This window comes from Streptomyces sp. NPDC037271 (assembly GCF_055603605.1).
Genome location: NZ_JBVJVN010000035.1, coordinates 22,878 through 45,306, shown reverse-complemented (window position 1 = coordinate 45,306; position 22,429 = coordinate 22,878). Strand labels below are relative to the sequence as shown.

At 68.2% G+C, this 22,429-nt stretch carries 19 protein-coding genes; 8 read left to right on the top strand and 11 right to left on the bottom strand.

All coding sequences use genetic code 11. The features are described 5' to 3' along the window. Window positions 1-17: 17 nt before the first annotated feature. Window positions 18-305 (bottom strand): 30S ribosomal protein S15, encoded by a 288-nt coding sequence (gene rpsO, locus ACZ7G3_RS34130; protein ID WP_019330982.1) that lies wholly within the window; start codon window positions 303-305, stop codon window positions 18-20. A gap of 228 nt (window positions 306-533) precedes the next feature. Continuing rightward, window positions 534-662 (bottom strand): hypothetical protein, encoded by a 129-nt coding sequence (locus ACZ7G3_RS34125; protein ID WP_470930407.1) that lies wholly within the window; start codon window positions 660-662, stop codon window positions 534-536. On the opposite strand from ACZ7G3_RS34125, the gene ACZ7G3_RS34120 reads away from it, so the two are divergent. Further along, window positions 643-1,101 (top strand): hypothetical protein, encoded by a 459-nt coding sequence (locus ACZ7G3_RS34120; protein WP_470930405.1) that lies wholly within the window; start codon window positions 643-645, stop codon window positions 1,099-1,101. The two genes, ACZ7G3_RS34125 and ACZ7G3_RS34120, sit on opposite strands and share 20 nt — an antisense overlap. Before the next feature lie 92 nt (window positions 1,102-1,193). On the opposite strand, the gene ACZ7G3_RS34115 is transcribed toward ACZ7G3_RS34120, so the two are convergent. Further along, the gene (locus ACZ7G3_RS34115) at window positions 1,194-1,451 is read right to left on the bottom strand and encodes a hypothetical protein (RefSeq protein ID WP_470930404.1); all 258 of its coding nucleotides are present in this window, start codon (window positions 1,449-1,451) and stop codon (window positions 1,194-1,196) included. 731 nt (window positions 1,452-2,182) lie between these two features. On the opposite strand from ACZ7G3_RS34115, the gene ACZ7G3_RS34110 reads away from it, so the two are divergent. After that, window positions 2,183-2,479 carry a DUF397 domain-containing protein gene (locus tag ACZ7G3_RS34110; protein WP_470930402.1) on the top strand — a complete coding sequence of 99 codons (297 nt, stop codon included), beginning with the start codon at window positions 2,183-2,185 and terminating at the stop codon, window positions 2,477-2,479. 81 nt (window positions 2,480-2,560) lie between these two features. On the opposite strand, the gene eccD is transcribed toward ACZ7G3_RS34110, so the two are convergent. Further along, window positions 2,561-4,075 carry a type VII secretion integral membrane protein EccD gene (gene eccD, locus ACZ7G3_RS34105; RefSeq protein ID WP_470930420.1) on the bottom strand — a complete coding sequence of 505 codons (1,515 nt, stop codon included), beginning with the start codon at window positions 4,073-4,075 and terminating at the stop codon, window positions 2,561-2,563. Window positions 4,076-4,389: 314 nt separating this feature from the next. On the opposite strand from eccD, the gene eccCa reads away from it, so the two are divergent. Beyond that, entirely contained in the window at window positions 4,390-8,364 is a 3,975-nt protein-coding gene (eccCa, locus tag ACZ7G3_RS34100; protein ID WP_470930400.1) for a type VII secretion protein EccCa, read from the top strand. Window positions 8,365-8,492: 128 nt separating this feature from the next. Here the strand turns inward: eccCa and ACZ7G3_RS34095 are convergent, their stop codons facing one another. From ACZ7G3_RS34095 to ACZ7G3_RS34075, 5 genes are all read right to left on the bottom strand, one after another. Then, window positions 8,493-8,792 carry a WXG100 family type VII secretion target gene (locus tag ACZ7G3_RS34095; protein ID WP_383846949.1) on the bottom strand — a complete coding sequence of 100 codons (300 nt, stop codon included), beginning with the start codon at window positions 8,790-8,792 and terminating at the stop codon, window positions 8,493-8,495. Window positions 8,793-8,853: 61 nt separating this feature from the next. After that, a complete protein-coding gene (locus tag ACZ7G3_RS34090) occupies window positions 8,854-9,201 on the bottom strand; it encodes a WXG100 family type VII secretion target (RefSeq protein WP_470930398.1) in 348 nt (115 codons plus the stop codon). A 56-nt stretch (window positions 9,202-9,257) separates the two neighbouring features. Beyond that, window positions 9,258-10,556: a S8 family serine peptidase gene (locus tag ACZ7G3_RS34085; protein WP_470930396.1), complete on the bottom strand. Its 1,299-nt coding sequence runs from the start codon at window positions 10,554-10,556 to the stop codon at window positions 9,258-9,260. A 24-nt stretch (window positions 10,557-10,580) separates the two neighbouring features. Further along, window positions 10,581-12,272, bottom strand: a complete 1,692-nt coding sequence (locus tag ACZ7G3_RS34080; protein ID WP_470930394.1) for a WXG100 family type VII secretion target — start codon at window positions 12,270-12,272, stop codon at window positions 10,581-10,583. A 2-nt stretch (window positions 12,273-12,274) separates the two neighbouring features. Further along, window positions 12,275-12,724: a hypothetical protein gene (locus tag ACZ7G3_RS34075; RefSeq protein ID WP_470930392.1), complete on the bottom strand. Its 450-nt coding sequence runs from the start codon at window positions 12,722-12,724 to the stop codon at window positions 12,275-12,277. 896 nt (window positions 12,725-13,620) lie between these two features. Here ACZ7G3_RS34075 and ACZ7G3_RS34070 point away from each other — a divergent pair. From ACZ7G3_RS34070 to ACZ7G3_RS34060, 3 genes are all read left to right on the top strand, one after another. Then, window positions 13,621-14,049, top strand: coding sequence for a hypothetical protein (locus ACZ7G3_RS34070; RefSeq protein ID WP_470930390.1), 429 nt, complete (start codon window positions 13,621-13,623; stop codon window positions 14,047-14,049). Window positions 14,050-14,069: 20 nt separating this feature from the next. Continuing rightward, entirely contained in the window at window positions 14,070-16,430 is a 2,361-nt protein-coding gene (locus tag ACZ7G3_RS34065) for a hypothetical protein (protein ID WP_470930388.1), read from the top strand. Between the two features lie 188 nt (window positions 16,431-16,618). Beyond that, window positions 16,619-17,140, top strand: a complete 522-nt coding sequence (locus ACZ7G3_RS34060) for a hypothetical protein (protein WP_470930386.1) — start codon at window positions 16,619-16,621, stop codon at window positions 17,138-17,140. Between the two features lie 30 nt (window positions 17,141-17,170). Here ACZ7G3_RS34060 and mycP read toward each other — a convergent pair whose 3' ends face one another. Together mycP and eccB are read right to left on the bottom strand one after the other, a co-directional pair. Beyond that, complete coding sequence (gene mycP, locus ACZ7G3_RS34055) at window positions 17,171-18,439, bottom strand: type VII secretion-associated serine protease mycosin (RefSeq protein ID WP_470930384.1); 1,269 nt, start codon at window positions 18,437-18,439, stop codon at window positions 17,171-17,173. Window positions 18,440-18,468: 29 nt separating this feature from the next. Next, window positions 18,469-19,995 (bottom strand): type VII secretion protein EccB, encoded by a 1,527-nt coding sequence (gene eccB / locus ACZ7G3_RS34050; RefSeq protein ID WP_470930382.1) that lies wholly within the window; start codon window positions 19,993-19,995, stop codon window positions 18,469-18,471. Between the two features lie 223 nt (window positions 19,996-20,218). Between eccB and eccE the strand changes: the two genes are divergently transcribed. Together eccE and ACZ7G3_RS34040 are read left to right on the top strand one after the other, a co-directional pair. Continuing rightward, window positions 20,219-21,547, top strand: coding sequence for a type VII secretion protein EccE (gene eccE, locus ACZ7G3_RS34045; RefSeq protein ID WP_470930380.1), 1,329 nt, complete (start codon window positions 20,219-20,221; stop codon window positions 21,545-21,547). Next, window positions 21,547-22,323: a hypothetical protein gene (locus ACZ7G3_RS34040; RefSeq protein WP_470930378.1), complete on the top strand. Its 777-nt coding sequence runs from the start codon at window positions 21,547-21,549 to the stop codon at window positions 22,321-22,323. The genes eccE and ACZ7G3_RS34040 overlap by 1 nt, the downstream gene beginning before the upstream one ends. Window positions 22,324-22,429: the final 106 nt, after the last annotated feature.

The following is a 22,429-nucleotide window of genomic DNA, read 5'->3' as shown; positions in this document are numbered from 1 at the left end:
GCTCCCTTCACGGCGTCTTACTTGGCGCCCGCCGCACCGCGGCGGATGCCGAGGCGCTCGACCAGCGCGCGGAAGCGCTGGATGTCCTTCTTGGCGAGGTACTGCAGCAGCCGGCGGCGCTGGCCGACCAGGATCAGCAGACCACGACGGGAGTGGTGGTCGTGCTTGTGGGTCTTGAGGTGCTCGGTCAGGTCGGAGATCCGACGGGACAGCAGAGCGACCTGGACCTCGGGGGAGCCGGTGTCGCCCTCCTTGGTACCGAACTCGGTGATGATCTGCTTCTTCACTGCGGCGTCGAGCGACACGCGTACTCCTCTTGGTCCGTGAGTGCCCACCGAGTGCCCCCGGTCTACGTCTCGGGGGGTCTTCCGTGACTCGGAAGGCGAGGATCCGCTGGGCGCGACCTCCAGGGCTCCTGGCTCCGGGGGCGCGTACACATACGGCCGTCACACAGCGTACCAGCCTGGGCGGACGGCCCGGCCCGCAGGCCCCGAGCCGTGCGCTCCGGGCCGGGTCACCGCCGCGTACGCCGCTCAGCCCGCGCTCTCCACACCCACCGTCACCTGGTCGAACTCGCCGACCTCGCCCTCGGTGGCGGTGGCGGGACCCGCGACGGTGCGCGCGGCAAAAGAACACGCGTTCGTGCTCGTACAGGATGTCATCGAGTGTCGGGGCGTCGAGCGCGTGCACCTCCTGGCCCCCGGCGAAGAGCAGCAGGACGGTCTCCTTCCGGAAGGCCGGGTCGATGGCCACGACGGCGTCGGGGGCGAGGCCGGTACCCGGACGGAAGGCGATCAGCTCTTCCCCGCTCATGCGCAGGGGGTGCATCTCGCCACCGGTGGGAGCGTCGAACTTCCCCGCAGGCCGGCTGGTGGCCAGGTCGGAGGCGACGATGTGGTCCTCCTCCGAGAGGTAGAGCCGCTCGCCGCCGACGACGATCGCGCCGCAGCTCTCGACCACGGCGCTGAAGGTCCGGTCGCAGTCGAGGACCTGATGGTCCCGGTCGAGCCGGATGGTCGCGCGCCCCTCGCCCCGCTCGTCGAGGGAGATCAGGTCGGTGACGACGTAGTCGCCGACGGCGACGGCGATGACGGCCGGTGAGGCGGAGACCAGGTAGACGTCCTTCGCTCCCCGCGCCACCCGGTACGTCCGCTGGGCCTCGCCCGTGCGCGCGGATCGACCTTTTCCACCCGTTAGGTGCGAGCCGCCGAGTCGCCGCAGGACAGGAGGGCAAGCAGCCCGCGTCCGCCGGCGAAGCCCTTGTCCTCGCAGGCCGAGGGTGCGCCGTCCGCCCACAGGCACTTCCCGCCGGTCAGCTCGTACCCGGCCGAGCCCTGCCCCCAGGCGACGGCGACCGTGCCGTCCGTCATCGTGACGTTGACGGCCAGGGAGGAGCCTGCGCCGGGAAGCTCCGCGTCCCACGGTTTCTCGCCGGTGTGGATGTCCACCACCGCGAGCCGGTCGCAGGGGAGCGTGAGGGGGGTCCCCGTCCGGGCCGTCTCCCCCGCCGGCGTCGGCGAAGGCGGTACGGCCGTCCGCGCCGACGTGTCGGATCACGGCGCAGAGCGGGCCGGGAAGGGGAAGGTCCCAGGCGGGCGTGGATGCCTCGGACGCGCCGCGCCGGAAGCTCTTGAGTTCGCTGCCGAAGCCCTTCGCGAAGACCTTGTCCGTCGCCCAGGTGCCCATCGCCGGGACGTTCTGCCCCACGGTACGGAGGGTCTCGGTGTAGGACACGGCCATCCTGCCCTCCGGTGACGACGGCCGGGTCTCGACGGTCTCCCGGATCTCGTCCGGTGCCTGACGGACGGCCACCGGGCGGCCGTCCGACGCGGGGTCGTCACCCGCGCCTCCCGGTCCGTACGCCCACAGCCCGGCGGCCAGCGCCACGAGCACGAGGGGCGCTGTCACGCCGACGCCCGCCCTGCGGCGTCCGGCATCCTGGGTCCGAGGAACGGGGTCGAGGTTTCGGGGCGGGGGCGTTGCAGGGGGAGGGCGGGAGCCCGAAACTCACGGCGGACACCTCTCGGCCTCGGAAGTCGAGGGGCGGGCAGTCGTGACGACGGCGGGGCGAAGGCGGCGTCAGCCCGCCGGGGGTACATCCGCGAACCGCTGATCAGGGACAACGGCAGCAAGTAGGGTAGCCGCACAGCTCGTTGGCACAACAGGAAGGACCGGACCCGCCATGGCCGATGCCGAGGACCTCGAACTCAAGGCGCGCAAGGAGCGGGAGAGGGACGAGCTCTACTCCCTCGACATCTCCGGAGTGGAATGGCACAGCGCTCCCGGCACCGAGGAGCACGAGGAGCGGGTCGAGATCGCCTACCTGCCCGCCGGCGCCGTCGCCATGCGGTCGTCGCTCGATCCGGACACCGTGCTGCGGTACACGGAGGCGGAGTGGCGGGCGTTCGTGCTGGGGGCGCGGGACGGGGAGTTCGATCTGGAGCCGGCGCCGCAGGACGCCGAGAACGGCGCCGAGTAGGACACCGGGGGCGGCACGCCACGTGCCGCCCGGCCATCCATCGGTACAACGCGCTGTCGGGCCGCGCTGCGCGGAGTGCCCTCAGCCTGTCATCGACCGTGCCGCAGCGTAGACGTCGAACACGGCGAGGGCCAGGGGGATCAACGTCAGGAGCACGAAAGCTTCGGCGATCTCCACGAAGCGCCCCCAGAACGGCGTCCCACCGCGACGCGGAGTGATCAGGCCGACCGCGGTGACCAGGGCCACAGTTGTGGCGACCGCCGCCACCAGCCACACGCTGCGAATGTCCAGACCACTGGTGTCTCCCCGGAGCGCGTCGTGCCAGTACTCCGCCGGCGGGGTCATCGCCAGTCCCAGGCCGAGGGAGACCAGGCAGGCGAGCCCGGCGGCCAGCGTGGCGGCGACCTGTGCGGTGTAGCGGAACAGCTGCGCCCGCATCACCATCGCGATGCCGGTGGCAAGCGTCAACAGCTGCGCCCACACATTGCCCGTGAAGGCCAGGACGATCGACGCACCCACGGAGACCAGCGCGCAGCCTCCGACCAGTCCCGCGAGGAGTTCGTGGCCGCGACGGGCCTGAGCGGTGATGCGCTCGACGTCCACGGGTTCCGGGGAGTCGGTCTCGTCCGCGGAGTAGGCGCCTCTCGGCTGATTGGGGGGTTCCCAACCGATGGGAAGCCGGGCGAAACGCAGGGACAGGCCGGGCAGGAACGCCAGGGCGGACACCGACAGGACTGCGCAGACCGCGGCCGTCTCCATGGGCTCCAGGTGCGTCAGCATCGCCACGAACGTCACCAGCAGGCCGACGGCGGCGGCGAAGATGAAGGCCACGAAAGGACTGTCGCCGCTCGGTGACACAAGAGTGAGCAGGACCGAGACGACCAGGACCGCCGCACACGCGAGCAGGAACTGGAGTCGTCCGATGCCCTGTCCCTCGGCGAGTGGGACAAGTCCCGATCCCGCCACGGCGATGTTCGGGAGCGCACCCAGACCGAGGGCGACCGCGGAGCCTCGATCCTTGTACACACGTCCCCGGACACACGCGAAGGTGACGAGCAGGACGCCGGCGACCGCGGCGAGTACGCCCTGGAGGCTGTGCATGTCGTGACGGACCTGGGAGTTCCAGGCGACGAAAGCCAGCAGCACGGGGAGCACGCCCGCCCCGACCAGGCCGGCCACACGTGTGAGTGCGCCGTCCCACAAGGTGCGGTCGTGGGTGACTGCGGAGGCGACTGCCTCCGAGACGTCGTCGAAGACCGCCGGGGGCAGCGAGTCGGCGAACGGACGCAGCGTGAGCAACTCGCCGTCCAGGATGCGTTGCGCCGCGAAGGACCGGGCACTGTCCAGGACGGTCCCGTCACGGCGAACGAGGTGATAACCGACCGGCGCACCTTCGGCGGGACTCTGACGGGAGAACCGCAGGATCTCCGGGTACAGGTCCGCGACCGGCACGTCATCGGGCAGGGCCACGTCGATGCGGCTGTCGGGCGCCACGATCGTGACCCGACAGAAACCGAGCCCCGAACCCACTGTGGCCGGAGCCCCGGAGCCCGCCCCCGCGCCACCTGTCGCGCCGATCGGCGCGGAGGCCGTCATGCTCACCCGTTGTTCCCCTCATAGGCGACGTCGGCAAGGTGCGGCATCAGCGCCCCGCCTCTTGACAACGATCCTTCTTGGTTGTTCCGTGACGCCCCCTTCACCACTGCGGGGCTCGGGGGTTGCTCACGTGCGGCGTCACGCTCTCCGCGGGGCACTCGGTCCCGGAGTGCGCAACTGCTCACGCATCTCACGGGCACCCTACCGCCCACTGCTGTCCATGTGTGTCAGTAGGATCGCTCTTCGCGATCGACGTGCACCGGTAGACGGACGGTGGACGGAACAGTTCGGGCCGGCAAGGGAATTGGTGCGAAGTGAGCCACATCGTCGTCAAGCGTCCGCCTCGGACGCTGCCGAAGAACGTGCCCATGGAGGAGGTCCATCTGCAGTCGCCGCCGGAGCTGCCGCGCGGGCAGCAGGAGGGCGCGTGGATGCAACTCCTGCCCATGCTCGGCATGGGCGGGTCCGTGGTGTTCTTCTTCAACCCCTCGGCCCAGCCGATCATGAAGATCATGGGCATGGTGATGATCGCGTCCACGATCGCCATGGGCATCGCCATGCTGGTGCGTTACCGCCGCGGCAACCAAGGCCAGATGGCCGACATGCGCAGGGACTACCTCCGCTATCTGTCACAGACCAGGCGCACCGCCCACGAGACGGCGAAGGCCCAGCGCGACGCGCAGTACTACTTGCACCCCTCACCCGACCAGCTATGGGCACTGGTCGCCGAGGGCAGCCGTCTCTGGGAACGGCGTACGGGCGACGAGGACTTCGCTCAGGTTCGCGTGGGTCTCGGCCCGCAGGCCCTGGCCACTCCTCTGGTGCCGCCGCAGACGGCGCCGGTGGACGAACTGGAGCCGCTGACCGCGGGTGCCATGCACCGCTTCCTCGCCACCCACAGCACACTCGAGCAACTCCCGATGGCGGTTTCCCTGCGGGCGTTCTACCACCTGACGATCAGCGGCGCACCAGCCACCGTGCGCGGCACTGCCCGGGCCGTCATCGCCTCGCTCGCCGCGTTGCACTCCCCCGAGGACTTGGTGATCGCCGTCGCCACCGGGCACGAGGCGACGGCGGAATGGGAGTGGGCGAAGTGGCTCCCGCACGCACAGGCAGTGGGCACCGCGGACGGTGTGGGCTCCCGGCGTCTGATGACCGCTGATCCGACGGCACTCGAGGAACTGCTGGGCGCCCGTCTCGAGGGCCGACCCCGGTTCCACCCGGAGGCCCGCCCCGTACCCGACCAACCGCACCTGGTCGTCGTGCTCGACGGAGTCTCCCTGCCGCCGACGTCGCTGCTGGCCAGTCCCGAGGGCTTGCAAGGGGTGACCGTCCTCGAGCTGGTTCCCGGCACCCTCACCACGGGACGGGGGGACCTCTCGGTCTTCGTGCAGCCGAATCAACTGCGCCTGGAAGCCGTACACGGTGCGGTCTACGAGGGCACACCCGATGTCCTCTCCCAGGAAAGCGCGGAGGCGCTGGCGAGGCAGCTCGCGCCCTTGCGTGTGGGAACGGGCGGGGACGACGACGAGCCACTCCTCGCCAACCTGGAGTTCACCGATCTCCTCAACCTCGGCGACGCCGCATCCGTCGATCCGCGGCGGACGTGGCGGCCACGCTCCCAGTCCGAACGGCTGAGGGTGCCGATCGGTGTCGGTGAGGACGGCCGGCCCGTGATGCTCGACCTGAAGGAGGCGGCGCAGGAAGGCATGGGTCCACACGGCCTGTGCGTGGGCGCGACCGGGTCCGGCAAGTCGGAGCTGTTGCGCACCCTGGTCCTCGGCCTGGCTGTGACCCACTCCTCCGAGACACTCAACTTGGTACTCGCCGACTTCAAGGGCGGAGCGACGTTCGCCGGCATGGCGCAACTGCCGCACGTGGCGGCCGTGATCACCAACCTCGCCGACGACCTGACCCTGGTCGATCGGATGGGTGACTCGATCCGCGGTGAGCTCAACCGCCGTCAGGAATTGCTCCGGGACGCCGGCAACTACGCCAACATCCACGACTACGAGAAGGCCCGCGCGGCCGGCGCCGCGCTGCAGCCCATTCCCTCCCTCGTCCTGGTCATCGATGAGTTCAGCGAACTGCTCTCGGCGAAGCCGGACTTCATCGAGATGTTCGTCCAGATCGGCCGTATCGGTCGGTCGCTGGGCGTCCATCTGCTTCTCGCCTCGCAGCGGTTGGAGGAGGGCCGCCTGCGCGGCCTGGAGACGTACCTGTCGTACCGGATCGGTCTGCGCACCTTCTCCGCGGCCGAGTCCCGGTCCGCGCTCGGCGTCCCGGACGCCTACGAACTGCCTAACGTCCCCGGTTCCGGCTTCCTCAAGTTCGGCACGGACGAAATGGTGCGCTTCAAAGCCGCGTACGTCTCAGGCGTGTACCGCACGAGTGCTCAGCAGGCAGCGCCCTCCGGCGGCCCTCGACCGGTGGACCGGCGGCCCGCGCTGTTCACCGCCGCCGAGGTCCCGGTGCGGTACGTGGCGGTTCCGCCCCAGCGCGAGGAGACTCCGGACGAGGCAGGCGACTCCCTCGCCGACACGGTGCTCGACGTCGTTGTCCGACGCCTGGAGGCGCAGGGCCCGGCAGCCCACCAGGTGTGGCTGCCGCCTCTGGACAGCCCGCCGTCGCTCGACACACTGCTGCCCGGCCTCGCCCAGGTGGCGGGGCGCGGCCTGACGCAGCCCGATTACGAGGGCGCGGGGCAGCTCGTCGTGCCCGTCGGCATCGTCGACAAGCCGTACGAACAGCGTCGGGACCCGCTCTGGGTGAACTTCGGCGGCGCGGCCGGCCACATGCAGATCCTGGGCGGACCGCAGTCCGGAAAGTCGACGCTGCTGCGCTCGATCGTCGCGTCCTTCGCGCTCACGCACACCCCGCACGAAGTGCAGTTCTACGGACTGGACTTCGGTGGTGGCGGTCTGTCGGCGGTGGCCGGTCTGCCCCACGTCGGAGGCGTGGCCTCACGCCTCGACCCAGAGAAGGTACGGCGTACGACGGCCGAGGTCTACGGTGTGCTGACCCGCCGCGAGGAGTACTTCCGCACGGCCGGCATCTCGTCGATCGCGGAGTTCCGGGCGCGCCGAGCGCGAGGCGACATCTCGGTGACCGATCAGCCGTGGGGCGACGTCTTCCTGGTCATCGATGGATGGGGAAACTTCCGCGCGGACTACGAGGCGCTGGAGTCGGTGGTGCTGGACATCGCGGCACGCGGCCTCGGCTACGGCATCCACGTGATTCTCACGGCCTCGCGCTCCATGGAGGTCCGCAGTAACCTCAAGGACCACCTGATGAACCGCCTCGAACTGCGGCTCGGGGACACCATGGACTCGGAGTTCGACCGCAAGGTCGCAGCGAATGTGCCGACGGGCGTGCCCGGGCGCGGCCAGACGCCCCAGACACAGCACTTCATGGCGGCGGTCCCGCGCATCGACGGGCTGTCCTCCGACACAGACCTCGCCGAGGCCACCCAGGCACTCGCGACCGAGGTCGTGCGGCACTGGCAGCAGCCGGGTGCGCCCGCGGTGCGGCTCCTGCCGCGCGAGTACCCGGCGCACCAGCTTCCCCCGGGTGACAGGTTCCCCCGGCGGGGGGTCTCCTTCGCGCTCGACGAGGACAATTTGGAGCCGGTGTTCGTCGACTTCGAGCAGGACCCGTTCTTCCTCATCTTCGGCGAGAGCGAGTCCGGCAAGTCGAACCTGCTGAGACTCCTCATCCGGCGGCTCTCCGAGCGCTACGACGGCGACTCGTGCAAGCTGTTCGTCATCGACAACCGCCGTACGCTGCTGGGAGTCACCCCGCCGTCGCACCTGGCCGAGTACGTTCCCATGTCGAACCAGATGCAACACCACATGGACGCGCTGGCCGAGTTGATCCAGCGCCGTACACCGACGGCCGACGTCACGCCGGAGCAGTTGCGCGACCGCAGTTGGTGGCAGGGGCCGACGGTGTACGTCATCATCGACGACTTCGACCTGGTCGCCACGTCCAGCGGCAACCCGCTGGCCGGGCTGACCGAACTCCTGCCATTCGCCCGGGACGTCGGCGTGCGCTTCATCATCGCCCGCTCGACCGCGGGCGCGGGCCGTGCCGGTTACGAGGCCTTCATGCAGCGCCTCAAGGAACTCGGCGCCCAGGGCGTCGTCCTCAGCGGCGACCCGGCCGAGGGCGACCTGCTGGGCGGGGTGCGCCCACGTCCGATGCCGCCGGGCCGGGGCGTGTTCGTCTCGCGGAGGCGGGGCAGGCCGTTGGTTCAGGTGGGGTTGGTGGAGGACGGGGACAGGTGGTGACGGAGACCGGTCCGGACCAGAAGACCGCCTTCGGGTGAACTCCCCAGACACGCCGGAGGGTGGGCGTCTCCCGCGCACGCCCACCCTCGTTGCCTCTACGGCTACTGCCTCGCTTACGGAACCTGCAACTACTGCAGGTACCTGGACGCCGCCAAGTCGCCTTCCATGTACGTACCGCCGGACGAGCCGACGACGTGTCCGATGCCCATGAGAGCCTGGTGGATGTCGCTGGTTTCCTTGCGCCAGAGTTCCAGCTTCACCGCATAGGCGTCCTGAGCCTTGCCCGCCCAGTACTGCTTGCTGCCTTCCACCATCTTGGTGAGCTGCTGGATGTCCTCGTCGAGCAGCTTCGCCTCGTTGGCGAGGTTGGTCGCCGCGAAGTCGAGTCCGTCGTACGTCACCTGCAGGCCGTCAGCGTTACGGCTCATCTCTGCCTACCTCGTTTCGTTCCGGATGTGCTGTGGCTGGGGCTGATGTCTGCCGCCCGCCTCAGAACGAGCTGAAGGGGGACGACTGCACCGTGGGAGCACCGTCGTGAATATCGATCTTGTTCACGGCAGCACGGACTTCGTCTTCCTTGCTGTCCTTGATGTTCCGCGTCGCGGTCATCGCGTCCACGACGTCCGCGAGAATGCGGCCCATGTTCTGCAGCGACGTGTTGATCTCGTACTGCTTCTTGTCGAACGCGGCTCGGCCGATGCCCTGCCACTGACCTTCGAGACTGTCGATCACACCCTGCAGGTTGTGGACCCGCTTGCGGATGCTCTCGAACTTTTCGTACATGTCCTTCTGCAGCTTGACTACCGCTGCGTCTTCGAGCTTCTGGTCGACGGCCATGATCCGCCCCTGCCCTCCCTGTTCCTTCTCTCAATTCGACACCGACGACGCCGGTGTCAGTTCGCGCGCCGCGCCCGCAGTACGGCGAAGGCGCCGCCGCCGATCACGACCACGGCTGCGGCGGCGCCAAGAGCGATCCAAAGCGTGCCGCTGTCGTCGTTCGGCGCGTCGGCCGCCACGGCCTTCGCGTCGTCCGATCCTGCAGCCGCCTGCTTGTCCTTGGAAGAGCCTGCCGCACCTTGGGACGCGGCTGTTGCACCGGCGGACGGCTCTGATGGCTTCGAGGAGGCGGACGCCGGGGGGATCTCCGTCACCAACTTCTCCCCTTCTTGCGTGTTCTCCTTCCGGAGCGGGTCGGAGTACGGCTCGCCGGGGTCGTAGTCCGGGTTCGCCAGCACCGAGCGGGGACGGATAGTTCCGTAGCCGGCGGTCGCGGTCGGCTTGTCCCTGGGCCACTTGCGGCCGGCTGTGTCGATCAGGGCGCGGGTGACCTGGTTGGCCGTCCAGTCGGGGTGCGCGGACCAGATGAGCGCGGCTGCGGCGGAGGTGATGGCGGTGGCGGAACTAGTGCCTACCATGTCGTGACAGTACTGGTCGAAGCTCGGCCTGCAATAGCCAGGGATGTTCTCACCCGGTGCCACCAAGTCGACGTAATTGCCCGACTGGGCGAAGTCCGAAATGTTGCTCTTTTTGTCAATGGATGACACGCCGACAACGTACGGATAGGCTGCGGGGTAGGCGATGTATCCGCTGTCCTGCCCCTCATTCCCCACGCCTGCAATCAACAACTTCCCCTTGGATGCCGCGTATCTCACCGCCGCTTCGAACTCTGGCTCGTAAAGCGGGGCTCCCATGGACATGTTGATGATGCGCACATCACTGTCCGCGGCTGCCCTGATCACCGCCCACGGGGTGGGTGCACGTTTCTCTTCCTCGGCGTCGATCCGGTCTCCCAATGCGATTCGGTATGGCACGATCTCCGCTCCGGGCGCCAGTCCTTGGATTCCTCCATCCGCACCAGTACCGGCGATCAACTCCGCCATGGTCGTCCCGTGGCCGTCGTAGTCGTCCGTGGCACCGTACGCGACTTGCTCCGGCACCTCACCCGCCAGAACCTGGCCCTTGAGGGAGGGCGTGCTGGGGTTCACTCCGGTGTCGACTACAGCGACCTTGATGCCCTCCCCCGTACTGGCCTTCCACATCTCCTCGGCCTGCATCGGCCCCAGGTACCACTGCTCCGACTCCACGTCGGCCGCAGTGGCGCCCGGAGCGAAGGTCACTCCGACTGCGACCAGAGCGCCTGCGACAGCACCCCCTACGCGTACTCGTAGCCCGCGACGTGTTGCTGAGTTCATGATGGAGTGAGTCCTCGCTCGCGCTCAGTTGACAACCGGCGGCACATCGCGCCGCGTATTCGTGGGCAGGTGTGTCTCTTCGTCCTCGACCAGGTAATCGGGACGCTGCGTTCCTTCTTCCCTGCGTTCGTCACGACGCCGCTCGCGCTCGCCTGGTCCCCGCACAAGGCCCGTACCGCCACGGGTCATGCCGTTCCGCTCGGCGCCGGCAGCGAACCTCGACACTGTAGGCACACCTGTGATGCCAGGCTTCGTCGCGGATCGGCCCTTGCCCGACTGGGACCCGGCTTCGGCTCCGACGACCGTGCCACGCGGAAGTTTCGGGCCACTTCGACCTGCCACACCTGTGCTCGACGGCCGACCACCGACTACACCACCGGAGCCGCCGGCACCCGTAACCGGACCACTCGTCGGCCTCGGCGCCGTCGTGGGGTTGACACGCGGCGTACCGCCGCTCACGCCGTGCCCAATGGGGGACGGCTTAGTTCCTGACGTGACTCCTGTTGCTCCAGGCTGCCCAGCAGGCGCCGGACGCACGACCTGGTTCAAGGGACCCTGGCCCGGACGCCCCGGACCAGAGCTTCCGCCGCCTCCCGGGCCGGGCGTCACTCGCCCCTGCGTGGAGAACGGCGCCCTGGCACGGTCACTCCCACCAGCGGCCCGACCGGGACGTCCAGGAGGCAGTGGATTGCCGAAACCCGGACCGTACGGCACGCTCGGTCCACCGCCGTCGGCCGGAGGCAGCGCGCTCGGCAACGTGTGCCCCTGAACAGGAGCTTTGGGAAGCGTCGGCGTGCCAGCACTGTCAATAGTCGTCGCGACAGGAACGTCGGTGTGGATAGTGCGCTGTGTAATGCCATCAGGCGCATCAACCGTGCTTCTTGAGCCCTGGGGAGGAGGGACCAAGCCTTCCGAGGCCGTGGTCGAGCGAGTGCCTGAGACGCTCCCTGTCTCCCCTCCCTGAACACCATGAGCTGGAGAGGCTGTCTGTCCCCCATCGAAGGGATCTCTACTGGGCGCCGGAACCCCCACATCCGGCATAGCCGTGAACGCTGGAGGCTCCAGTCCCGCGAGCAGCTCCTCCGATACGGCATAATAGGAAGACAACCGGTTCATCTGATTGATCGCCTCTTGGCGATTCTTCTCGACCAGCACGGCTTCCGCATACTCGCTGTTGCTCTCGACCTGCATAGAAGTCGGGAGCTGCTCGGGCCGCAGCGCCTTGCTCGCCGGCCTCGTATCACGTTGCGGCATGGCCGTGCGTACATTGGACAGGCCCACGGCAGCAGCGGTGATCTGGTCACCCGCTCCGCCCGCAAAGGCGCTCAACCCGTGTGTACTGGTGACGAGTGAGCTCCCCCATTTACGGAAGGCTTCGCCCGCCTCACCCACCCAGCGAACATTTCCGATGTGACCGTCCAGTTCCTTGGCGGCCTCCTTGATGGCGTCCCGAGCATCCCACAGCGCCTTGCCGGAGCTCTCCAGGTCTTCCGGATTCGTCTGCTCGACGAGGTCGACCATCTCGTTGAGGTCGTGGTCTTCGAAGTTTGTCCGACCCTGCAAGGCCGGGCCGAGCGGTGACGATTGCACAGCAGACTGCAGCATCCGGCCGAAGATCCCGAACGAAGGACGTTCTTCCAGGCCTCGAGTGAAGTCCGCAACGGCGTTCTGCTGCGAGACTCGGTCGTAGTCCGCCTCGTGCTGCTTGTCGGACATCGTTAAAGACTCCCGCTGGTAGCCGTCTGGTTGCTGCGCAGAGTCTCGCCCTTGGCGTCCTCGATCTGCTTGATCTGCGTCTGGATCTGCGCGAAGCGCAGGCGCTGTTCCTCTTCGAGGTTGTCGAAGCCCACGTGCGCACCCCTGACGGCGATGCCGATCGCCTCGATCTGAAGGTGCAGCGTCTTTGAGAGGCTGGTGAGCTCTTCGTGGACCCGGTTGTACTGGAGGTACAACGCGTGGGCCTCCGGGAATGCGGCCGCGCTGCCGCTGCTGAGCGAAGAGGGCTTGATCCTCTGTGCACCGATGCGTGACGGATCGCCGGCCGAACCTTCAAGATTGCGGAGTGCGCTGTCCACTCGCTTCACGAACGTCGAGAGCGCCTCACCAGTGACCTCCAAGTCGGCCGCCCTACCGGCGGACGCCCCTCCCACCATTTCCACCGGAAGCATGCTGCTACCTCCCCCGCTTCCCCGTACATCCATCGCCCGAGCCAGACTGAGCCGCTCGCGCGTACAACTGATCGTAACTGCAAGAGATCGCCACTGTAGCCATCGGGTAGGCGACCCCCAACCTCTATTTGCGCCAGCCCTGTTGCGGTCGCGGACACCGGTTTCGACGTTCAACCATCGAGGCAGCACCCTCCCTCGTCTACGCCCCTCCCGACCCCAACGGCCGCAAAGCCGCACACCGCTTGCCCGAACATCAAGGCCTTCGCCCGCAATTGGCACATTTCTTCAGACCAGGTCCTGGCCGCATCCGGCCGCCTGCAGCTTCAGCGGTCACCCAGGGGCCCGATGACCACGACGCCCCATTCGCCGTCGGGGTCGACCTCCCACCCCGACCTCGTCCGATTCGCTCCTGAGCAGCCCCGCGTAACCTTGCCGCCCTCGCACGCGGCACTGGTCTTCCGCGGCGGCCCGGCATGGCCACGCTGCGTTTACCCATCGTGGCCATGGCGCCCGTTCGGTGAACGCAGCGTTGTCTGTGGGCTCCGGCGGCAGAGCGCCGAGCAGCGGTTTCGCCGGCAGGAGTCGGGGCTCGACCGAGGTGATCGCGACGGGGACTTCCTTGCCGCTCGTCGGCGACGCGGTGGTCTCGGGGTGGGAGGCGTCGTCGTCAGCCGATCCCGGCCCACCGCGGCCCGCAGCGCGGGGGCTATCAGGGCCACGCCAAGGACCCGCAACATTCCCACCGCTGCCCACGCGGCCCCCAACCCAGCCAGAGGCGCGGCCGGGCTCTCGGCTACCGGTCACCCCGCGGCCGAGTGATGATATACGTCAGGTGATCAGGTCCATGGGCGAGCGGGTACGGCGCAGTGGCCTGCCCGGATGGAATTGGGGGATTCGTGACGTTCCAGCAAGAATGGGCCCAACTGCGCGAGGCGGTGGCCGAGCGGACTGCCATGCAGATCGACAGCCTTCCGGCCGAGGGTGGCGGAGGTGGCGGCGGGAAGGGCCTGGTGGTCCACCGGGACGACCTCGGCGCCATCGGCAACGACGCGTATGACCTGCTGGGACGGCTGACGAAGGACGGTGACCACGCCCGTGCCTCCACGTTCGACGCTGCGACGGCGCTGACCAACGGGAACTTCGTGAGCGGTTCGGGGTTGCTGAAGGTGCACGACAACTGGCAGACCCATCTGAGGACGTTGCTGGACGCCTGCGCGCAGATCTCGAATCACCTCGATTACAGCAAGGCCCGGCACGCCAAGGACGAGGCGAAGGTCGAGGGGGATCTGACCCGGATCTCCGTGCTCACGGAATACATGAAGTAGCGCTCGGGGGAGCACGCAGCATGCTGAAGTACGAGGACATCATCGACGCCCCGTTGGGGAAGCTGAAAACCGCGGTCGACGACTGGTCGGAAATGGCGAGAAAACTGGACACTCTCGCCACCGACGCCACCGATGGAATGAAGGCCAAGGCGGACAAGGCAGCCTGGGAGGGCGTCAACGCAGGTGTCACCAAGGCGTTCATCGGCAAGACCGTCAAGGAGTTCGCGGACGCCGTGGTCGAGGCCAAGGGCGTGCACCGGATCCTTCAAGAGGGCTACACGGCCATCAAGAAGGCCAAGGACGACCTGGTCAGTATCAGGGACCACGAGGGCCCCGAGGCCGGCATCCGCGTGGACGGCAAAGGCAAGGTCGCGGCGAAGCAGCCGTTGTCCGAGATCCCCGCGGCGCGCCACGACCCCGACTACAGCAAGCTCCTGCAGGAGGAGAAGAAGAACATCGAGTCGTGGCAGAAGAAGATCGACCTCATCGTCGACAACTGCAACGACACCGACGTCTCCTTGAACAACACCCTTGCGGCCAACGCCACCGGCCGCAAGGACTTCGGCGCCCCCAAGTACACGAAGCTGGACCAAGAGGAGGCCGCCCGTGCCGCGGCCCTGGCAGCGCAGGGCCGGGACATCTCCCACAAGGACCTGGTGAGGCTCAACGAGCTGTTGAAGGACAACAGTTCGTCGGTGGAGTTCTCCAAGTACTTCTACGAGAAACTCGGCCCCGAGAAGTCTCTCGCGTTCTTCGGTCAGCTCGCCACGGACACGTATGACTACAGCAAGGTCGACGCGGAGCGCCTCAAGGACGTCCAGGAGCTCCAGAAGAACCTCGGCCTCAACCTGGCCACCGCCTCCCACGACAAGGCGTTCACCGACAAGTGGGGCCCGGAGCTTCGCAAGTTGGGCACGGAGCACATCGCGCTGTCCAAGCACGACCCGGGAGGGCCCTTCGGATATCAGCTGCTCGGCGGGATCATGCGGTACGGGAACTACGACGCGAAATTCCTCAACCCGATCGCGGAACACGTGGCGCAACTGCACGCGAAGAAGCCTGACCTGTTCGCCGAGACCAAGATGGTGAACAGCTGGCTCAAGAACCCGTACAACCCCTCGGGAGTGAACGGCGCCGGCTACGAGCCGACCACCGCCATGCTGGAGGCGCTCGGCAACAGCCCGGAAGCGGCGAAGATGTTCTTCACCGACCCCCCCACCGCGTACAACGAGGACGGTACGGTCAACCGCGGTGCCACGGCCGACCTCGGCAAGGACAAGGACGGCGAGGTGATCGACAACTACCTCGACTTCTTCACCAACGAGAAGTGGGAGTCCTTCGGCGATGTCAACTCGCTGGACCCGAAGGAGCTCGAGGCGTCTCTCGACTACATGCCCGACGCCCTCGGTCACGCCTTGGAGGCAGCGACCCTCGGTTACCCGGCCGGGCACCCGGACACCGGCGTGGTGCGGGACGAGGACAACGCCGCGGTCATGCAGCAGGTCATGGAGAAGTACGCCGATGACCCGGGCCTCCTCAAGGAGCGCCACGAGGCGATGGCCGACAGCCTGGGTGTCATGGGTGCCGGCTACATCGACGACATCAACTGGGCGCTGGCCAAGAACGATGCGGACAGCGTGTTCGCGCCGGGCAAGAACCTGGACGGGCACATCGACTTCTCGGACACCGTGGACGGGAACGGGCGGAGCGTCGTACGGGGCTTCCTCAGCACCCTCGGCCAGCATCCGGACGCCTACGCGACGGTCGCGACCGCGGAGCAGGTCTACACCCGCAGTGTGCTCGAAGGGTCAGTGGGCCCCGACGGAAAGATCACCGAGGAGGTCGAGGCCAGGGCCAGGGCGGCCGTGCGCACGGGCGCCGAGGTACAGGGCATGCTCGACCAGTCCCGGGCCGACCAGGTGGAGGCGACCAACCTCAAGACGCACGAGGACTACGAGAAGGCGGTCGCCGAGCGGGCGGGCTGGGTCGAGTTCGGAGCCGCAGCTGGCATCGCGGCGGGCGTCGCCTTCCTTCCCGCAACCGCTGCCGTGGGCACGGCCGCGGTGCTCATCCCGCTGGCGACCGATACCGCCAGTGGCGCTGCCGAACAGCTCATCGGCCAGTTGGTCGGCGACATATCCGACAACGCCGTGGATGGGCACAAGGAGAAGATGGAGGAACTCACCGACGAGGAGAGAATGACGATCTTCACTGCCGGTGAGACCCTGGCCGAGGCACCGATGGAGGAGTTTCTGGGGCGCCACGTCCCGGACCCCAGTAACAGCACGTTCGCACAGGACCTTCGCGAATCGATGCTGATCGGCTACGGGGTCGGCAACGACCGGGAGAACCAGCAGGGCAACCGCCCGCAGACCGGCTGAGGCCGGGGGCGAGGACCGGACACGTAAGGATGCGGATAGTGATCAGTCGTAGGCCAGTGCGCGTTGGACTCCTTACCACGGCCGTGGCCGGTCTGCTATGTCTCGGGGCCACAGGTTGCGGTGGGGGCGGAGACGACGAGGCGACCGACAAGGCTCTGGTGGGGACACAACTGTGCGGTGGTGACGCCGTGTCCTCCCAGGCATCCAAGGCACTGAAGGTGATCACGGGCTCATCACGGTTCGGGACGACGGCGGAGAGGTCCACCGTCGCGCGAGCCGCGACGGACCTCGTCAAGGCGTTTCCCGTCGCCACCGACGGGCGCGACGACGTCTGCCGCATCTACACGGACGACGGTACGTCAGATTTCGCGGTCCGTGTCACCTGGGGGCTAACCGACGCCCTCCCGACAGGAACTCCGGCCTCCGATCTCACCGTGCTGAAGATGGGGGAGCGCACCCTGGCAGCGGCGAACAGGGCGTCGGTCTGGTTCTCATGCCGGAGCGACAGGTTCCCCAACTCCACGAGTACGGCTCACGTCACCATCGGCGTGGAGCACTGGGGCATGCCGACGGAGCCCGAAGGCAACGTCAAGGCGTTGAAGGACGCCTACGCGACCGTGGCGCACTCCTTTTCGCTGGCCATGGCCAAGGAACTAGGCTGTGAGAAGAATGGCGGGCTTCCCGCGAAGCCCGTGCTGGATCCCGCCTAACGAGCTCGTTGGGCGGCGTGATCGACGCCGTCAGTTCGACCGCGTCGTGTCTCCGCGCCGCCGTGAGTCCCGTACCGCCACCGCCGTGCCGCCGAGGCCAGCGGCCAGGACCAGGGCGCCGACGGCCACGTAGGTGCCCAGGCGGGTGTTACGTTCCTTGGCGGTTTCGCCGAGGTGGAGGGGAGGGACGTCGGGGGCCTTGGCGTGGGTGTCTGGCTTCTCGGCCGTGGGGGACTCCACCGGGTGGGTCGGATTCACGTCCGTCAGGGCCTTGACCGGATCGATCACGCCCCAGCCGACGAGGCGGTCGTGACCGGGGATGGAGCGTTCGGCGGTCTGCTCGATCTGGGCGACGATCTGCTCGGCCGTCCACTTGGGGTGCGCCGACTTCAGCAGCGCCGCCACCGCCGCCACGTAGGGAGCGGAGAAGCTGGTGCCGTTGTCGGAGCAGTGGCCGCCACCGGGGACGGTGGAGATCATGTCGACGCCGGGGGCCGCCACGCCCACGAACTCGCCGGCCTGGGAGAAGGACGCGCGTTCGTTGTTGCGGTCGGAGGAGGCGACGGCGAGGACGCCGTCGTAGGAGGCCGGGTATGTCGTCTTGTCCTTGCCTCCCAGGCCGTCGTTGCCCGCCGACGCGACGACCACGACCTCCTTGTCCAGGGCGTAGTCAACGGCCGACTCCAGGGTCGAGGCGGGTTTCACCGCCTTGGCCGTGTCCTGGGAGATGTTGATGACGTCGGCGCCCGCGTCCACGGCGTGCCGGATCGACGTCGCGAGGGTGTCGGCCGTGCCGTTGCCCTCAGCGTCGTTCTGCTTGATGGGGATGATCGTGGCCTCTGGGGCCAGGCCGACAAACCCGGTGCCCTTGGCGGGGCGGGCCGCGATGATGCCGGCCACGCGTGTGCCGTGGCCGACGGTGTCGGTGGTGCCGTGGGCGTTACCCCGTTCGATCTTCTCGCCCTTGTCGTCCTTCTCCGGCAGGTAGTTCCTGCCCTTGGACGCGTCCACGGCGTCAGTGAGCTGCGGGTGCTTCATGTCGACACCCGTGTCGATCACAGCGACCTGAACGCCCTTGCCCTTCGACTGCGCCCACAGCTCGTCCAGGTTGACGCGTTGGAGGGCCCACGGCCTTCCCTCGTAGTCTTTGGAGGGAAACGTGCACTGCCCGCCGTCGGCCGCCCGTGCCGCGGGGGCTGCGGTCAGGAGCGTGAGCACGGTCGGCGCGGTGAGCACCGAGGCGGCGAGCACGGCGGTCGCCAGTGTCCGGATCGGGTGTCTAGTCTTCTGCTTCTGCATGGTTTCGCTCTTCTGGACGGACACTGGCGTCACGAGCCCTGCGGCTGCCGTGCTGCCGCCTCGGACAGGCGTGGGCCGGTGGGCAGGAACGTCGACCACTGCACCGGAACGGGTGAGGGGTCCACGTCCTCGTAACCGAGCCTCGTCTGGGCGATCCGGGACTCGCTCAGTTGCTGCTCGCGCTTCTTGTCGGAGGTGCCGATGCCCTTGTCATCGTCGGCGCTGTCGCTGTTGGACTGCAGGGCGTAGCGCAGTCCGGTGTCGGTGACCAGGAAGACGCCGCCCGCCTTCGTCTCGCTGCCCTGGAACTGGCGGTAGAGCTGCCCGGAGCCCGGGGTCACGTACGCGCTGGAGGAGCCGGTGGGCAGTTGGGCGGGGAAGTCGGTGCTCGCCCAGGTGGAGAGGGTGGTGGTGCCGTTCTTGGCGTCCACCGAGCGCAAGATGTTGCAGACGGTGTTGCGGCCGGAGGTCGAGGAGGTGCCGTCGTTGACCGTCTTCGGGCGGTACGACGGCCAGTTGCGTTGGCCCTCGAACTCGACGCTGTCGACGACCGCGCCAGGGCTGACCTGTTGCGCCTCACCTGCCTGCCCGACGTCGACGAGGGCGCCGCTGTTGAGGAACAGGGTGGCCGTGAACTCCGAGACGCGGGCCACGGCGCCGCTCTGCACAACGTAGTACTGCATGCGCCGACCGTCGTACGCCTTGATGACCATGCCCACCTTGTCGTACTGCCCGAGCGCGTCGGAGGCACCGGCAGTCGCGCCGGGCGTGCCCTTGATCTCCGGGATGTCGATCGGGTCGCCCTTGTGGAGGGTGTCCAGCCATTGCTGGGACACGCGTTGGGGGGCCCGGCCCTGGGTGTCCAGAGCCTTGAGGAGTTCCTTGTCGGCCGGGTCGGCCAGCGGGTAGGCAAAGCCGCGGGAGTCGACCACGTACTCGGAGGTACCGTCCGGTCCGACGACGTACATCAAGTCGCCCCCCTTGAGCTTGTTCTTGCCCTCCGTCCGATGCCACTCCTTCTCGGCGAGTACGAACGCCGCCTTCTGGATGGCCCGGCCACCGGGGCCGGGTCGTTCGCAGACCGCCCAATGCTTGGTCTGTCCGGCCTCGTCGGGGCCCGGCAGCCGATCGGGGGCGTAAGGAATGCCGATCGTGGCGCCGTGGGGTGGATCGCCGCTGTCGAGGACGCCCTCGTCGACCGTGATGACGTTGTCCTTGTCGGGGTCGAGGAGGAGTTTGGCGGAGGCCATGTTCAGGACGGGATGCAGTTGCTTCTTCCCGTCGGTCTTCAGGACGACGTACCGCGTCGTGGAGTCGCTGGCCACAATCACGTGGCCTCCGGCCTCGTCCCAGCCCTTCGGTGCGGTCGGGCTGAACAGACCGATCGCACCGAACACGGCGAGGACGACGATGCCGACGACCGCACCGGGGACGATCGCCCGCAGCGGTCTGGGGGCGCCTTCCTCCGAACCGGAGGGTGACGGCTGCAGAAAAGACGCGAGTGTGCGGCGCTTCGCGAAGGTGTAGGCGTTCAGTTCATCGCGCCGTGATGCCATGTGTCTTCGTTATCTCCCCGTACGAGGGCGTGGCGGAGCCGGGGGGGGGGGAAGTGATCGCCACTTGTCCCTCTCCCGCTCCGGATGCCTGTAGAACCCCGGCTGTCAGACCCGGCCCCTACTATGCCTGTTGCCGTCCGGTGCATGGGGCACGGGTAGGCTTCCGAAGCCTGCCGTGTGCTGAGCACAATATCTTCGGTGAGAGTTCGGGGGATTTGAAGTGATGGCTTCCGCGTCGCGGGCCCGGTCACGCACGCATTCGGCGTCCCGCCGTCCCGACGGTCCGCCGAACGCCGGACGCACAGCGTCGGCTGTCCGGACCTCTGTCACACCGCATCTGCAGGCGCGTCCGGCACGCGGCGGTTCCTCCACCCTGCAGCGGCTGGTGCTGCTGGAATTGGCCGCCGCGCTCGCTGTGTGCGGCTGGCTCATCGGGCCGGTGGCGATGGTGCCGTCAGTGGCCGTCGCCGTGGTGCTGGTGCTTCTGGCGGTGGTACGTCGTCGGCGGCGCTCGCTGCCCGAGTGGCTGGCCAGCCACCTCGCGTTGCGTGCCCGCCGCCGCAGCGCAGCGCGGGTTCCGGTACCGCAGGGCATCGACGCCGGCCTGCTCCCGGCGGTGGAGTGTGAGCCGAACCTGCGCACGTACAGCTTTGTCCACCGGGACGAGCGCGACCGTCGGCCGGTGGGCATGGTGGGTGACGGGGGCTTCCTCACCGCCGTGCTTCAGGTGGAGGCCGATGCCGGGGCGCTGCGTGCCGAGCGCGGCCACCGACCCCTCCCGCTCGCCCTGGTCCGGGACGCGCTCGACGTGGACGGCATTCGTCTGGAATCGGCGCAGATCGTGTTGCACACGCAGACCGCGCCCGCGCCCCACCTGCCGCGGCAGTCGGTCGTGGTGACCAACTACGCGCAGTTGCAGTCCGATGTCGCGTCCCCCGCCGTCCGCATCATGTGGATCGCGCTGAAGCTCGATCCCGAGCTGTGTCCCGACGCCGTGGCCGCGCGCGGCGGCGGGCTGTCAGGGGCGCAGAAGTGTCTGGTGCGGTCGGCGGATCACCTGTCCAGCCGTCTGACAGGTGCCGCGTTTCGGGTGAACCTGCTGACCGAGGAGGAGCTGTCGTCCGCCCTCGCCACCTCGATGTGTGCCAACCCGATGGTGACCGTCCAGGCGGGGCAGGGCGACGCACCCCGGCGGCGGACGGAGGAGTCGAGCCGGAGCTGGCGTTGCGACAACCGGCGGCACACCACGTACTGGGTGCGTCGCTGGCCCCAATTGGGCGGTGAGGATGTCGGGTTGCCCCAGCTGGTGGCAAAGTTGACGGCGGTGCCCGCGCTGGCGACCACGTTCAGCCTCACCCTGGCCCCGAGTGGCCATCAGGACGTGGCGATCGCGGGACACGTACGGGTCACCGGCCGCAGCAGCACGGAGTTGGCCGACGCACGCCGAGGTCTGGAAGATGCCGCGCGCCAGGCGCGGACCGGGATCGTACGTCTGGATCGCGAGCAACTGCCCGGCATGCTCGCCACCCTGCCGCTCGGAGGTGCCCGCTGATGGTCTCTACGCCGTCCACCACTCCCACTGGTCCGGTCGCTACCTCCGGGCAGCCGGTCACGGACCTGCGGGAGCGTCTGCGCACTGGATTCGGCCTGCTGGGCCCTCGTCATTCTCGGCACACACTGTCCAAGGACCAGCTCGACTCGCTCGCCCTGCCCATCGGGGACGACGGCGTCGTGGTGGGCGTCAACAGTGACGGCCGGCCGGCCGTGCTCGGAGTGAACCGGCCGACGCCGTTCGATGTCCTGTTCATCGGGGGGCTGTGGACCGCGCAGGTTCTGGCGCTGCGGGTGGCGGCGACCGGAGCGAGAGTGGTCGTCGAGACGGGCCGCCCGGGGCACTGGGCGCAAGTGGTCCAGGCCGTCGGGGGTGGCCAGGCCGGCATAACCGTGCACGATGTGGGCCGGGTGCCTCCACTGGGCGCCACAGCGACGAGTCCGGTCCTGGTCGTCCGGGACTGCGGCATGCGTCCGCCGCGTGGACGGGTGGTCTCGGCGCCCTGGCAGTCGGTACTGACGCTGCTGCCCTACCTGAGTCCGGTCGCACCGCGGTTGATACGGCAGGCACGCCTGGTGGGTGTGCAGCGCATCTCGCCGGACGAATCGGTAGAGGTCGGACGCTTGACCGGCTTGTCCCGATCCGAATACGAGGCACTGCCGACACTCGCCGACGGAGTCACCCTGTGGTGCACGGACAGGGACCGGCAGTACGTGATGACGCAGCCGACCGATACGGAGACCGGCCTCCTCGGTATGCCTCGGCGGATGGACTGACACAGCACATTGACCTGCATGTCCAATTTCGCTAAATATCGCATGAAAGCCGACGCTTTCTGCGTGAGTTGTGACGCTGGGTGCTGGAGCGCGCAGGGGGAAGGGG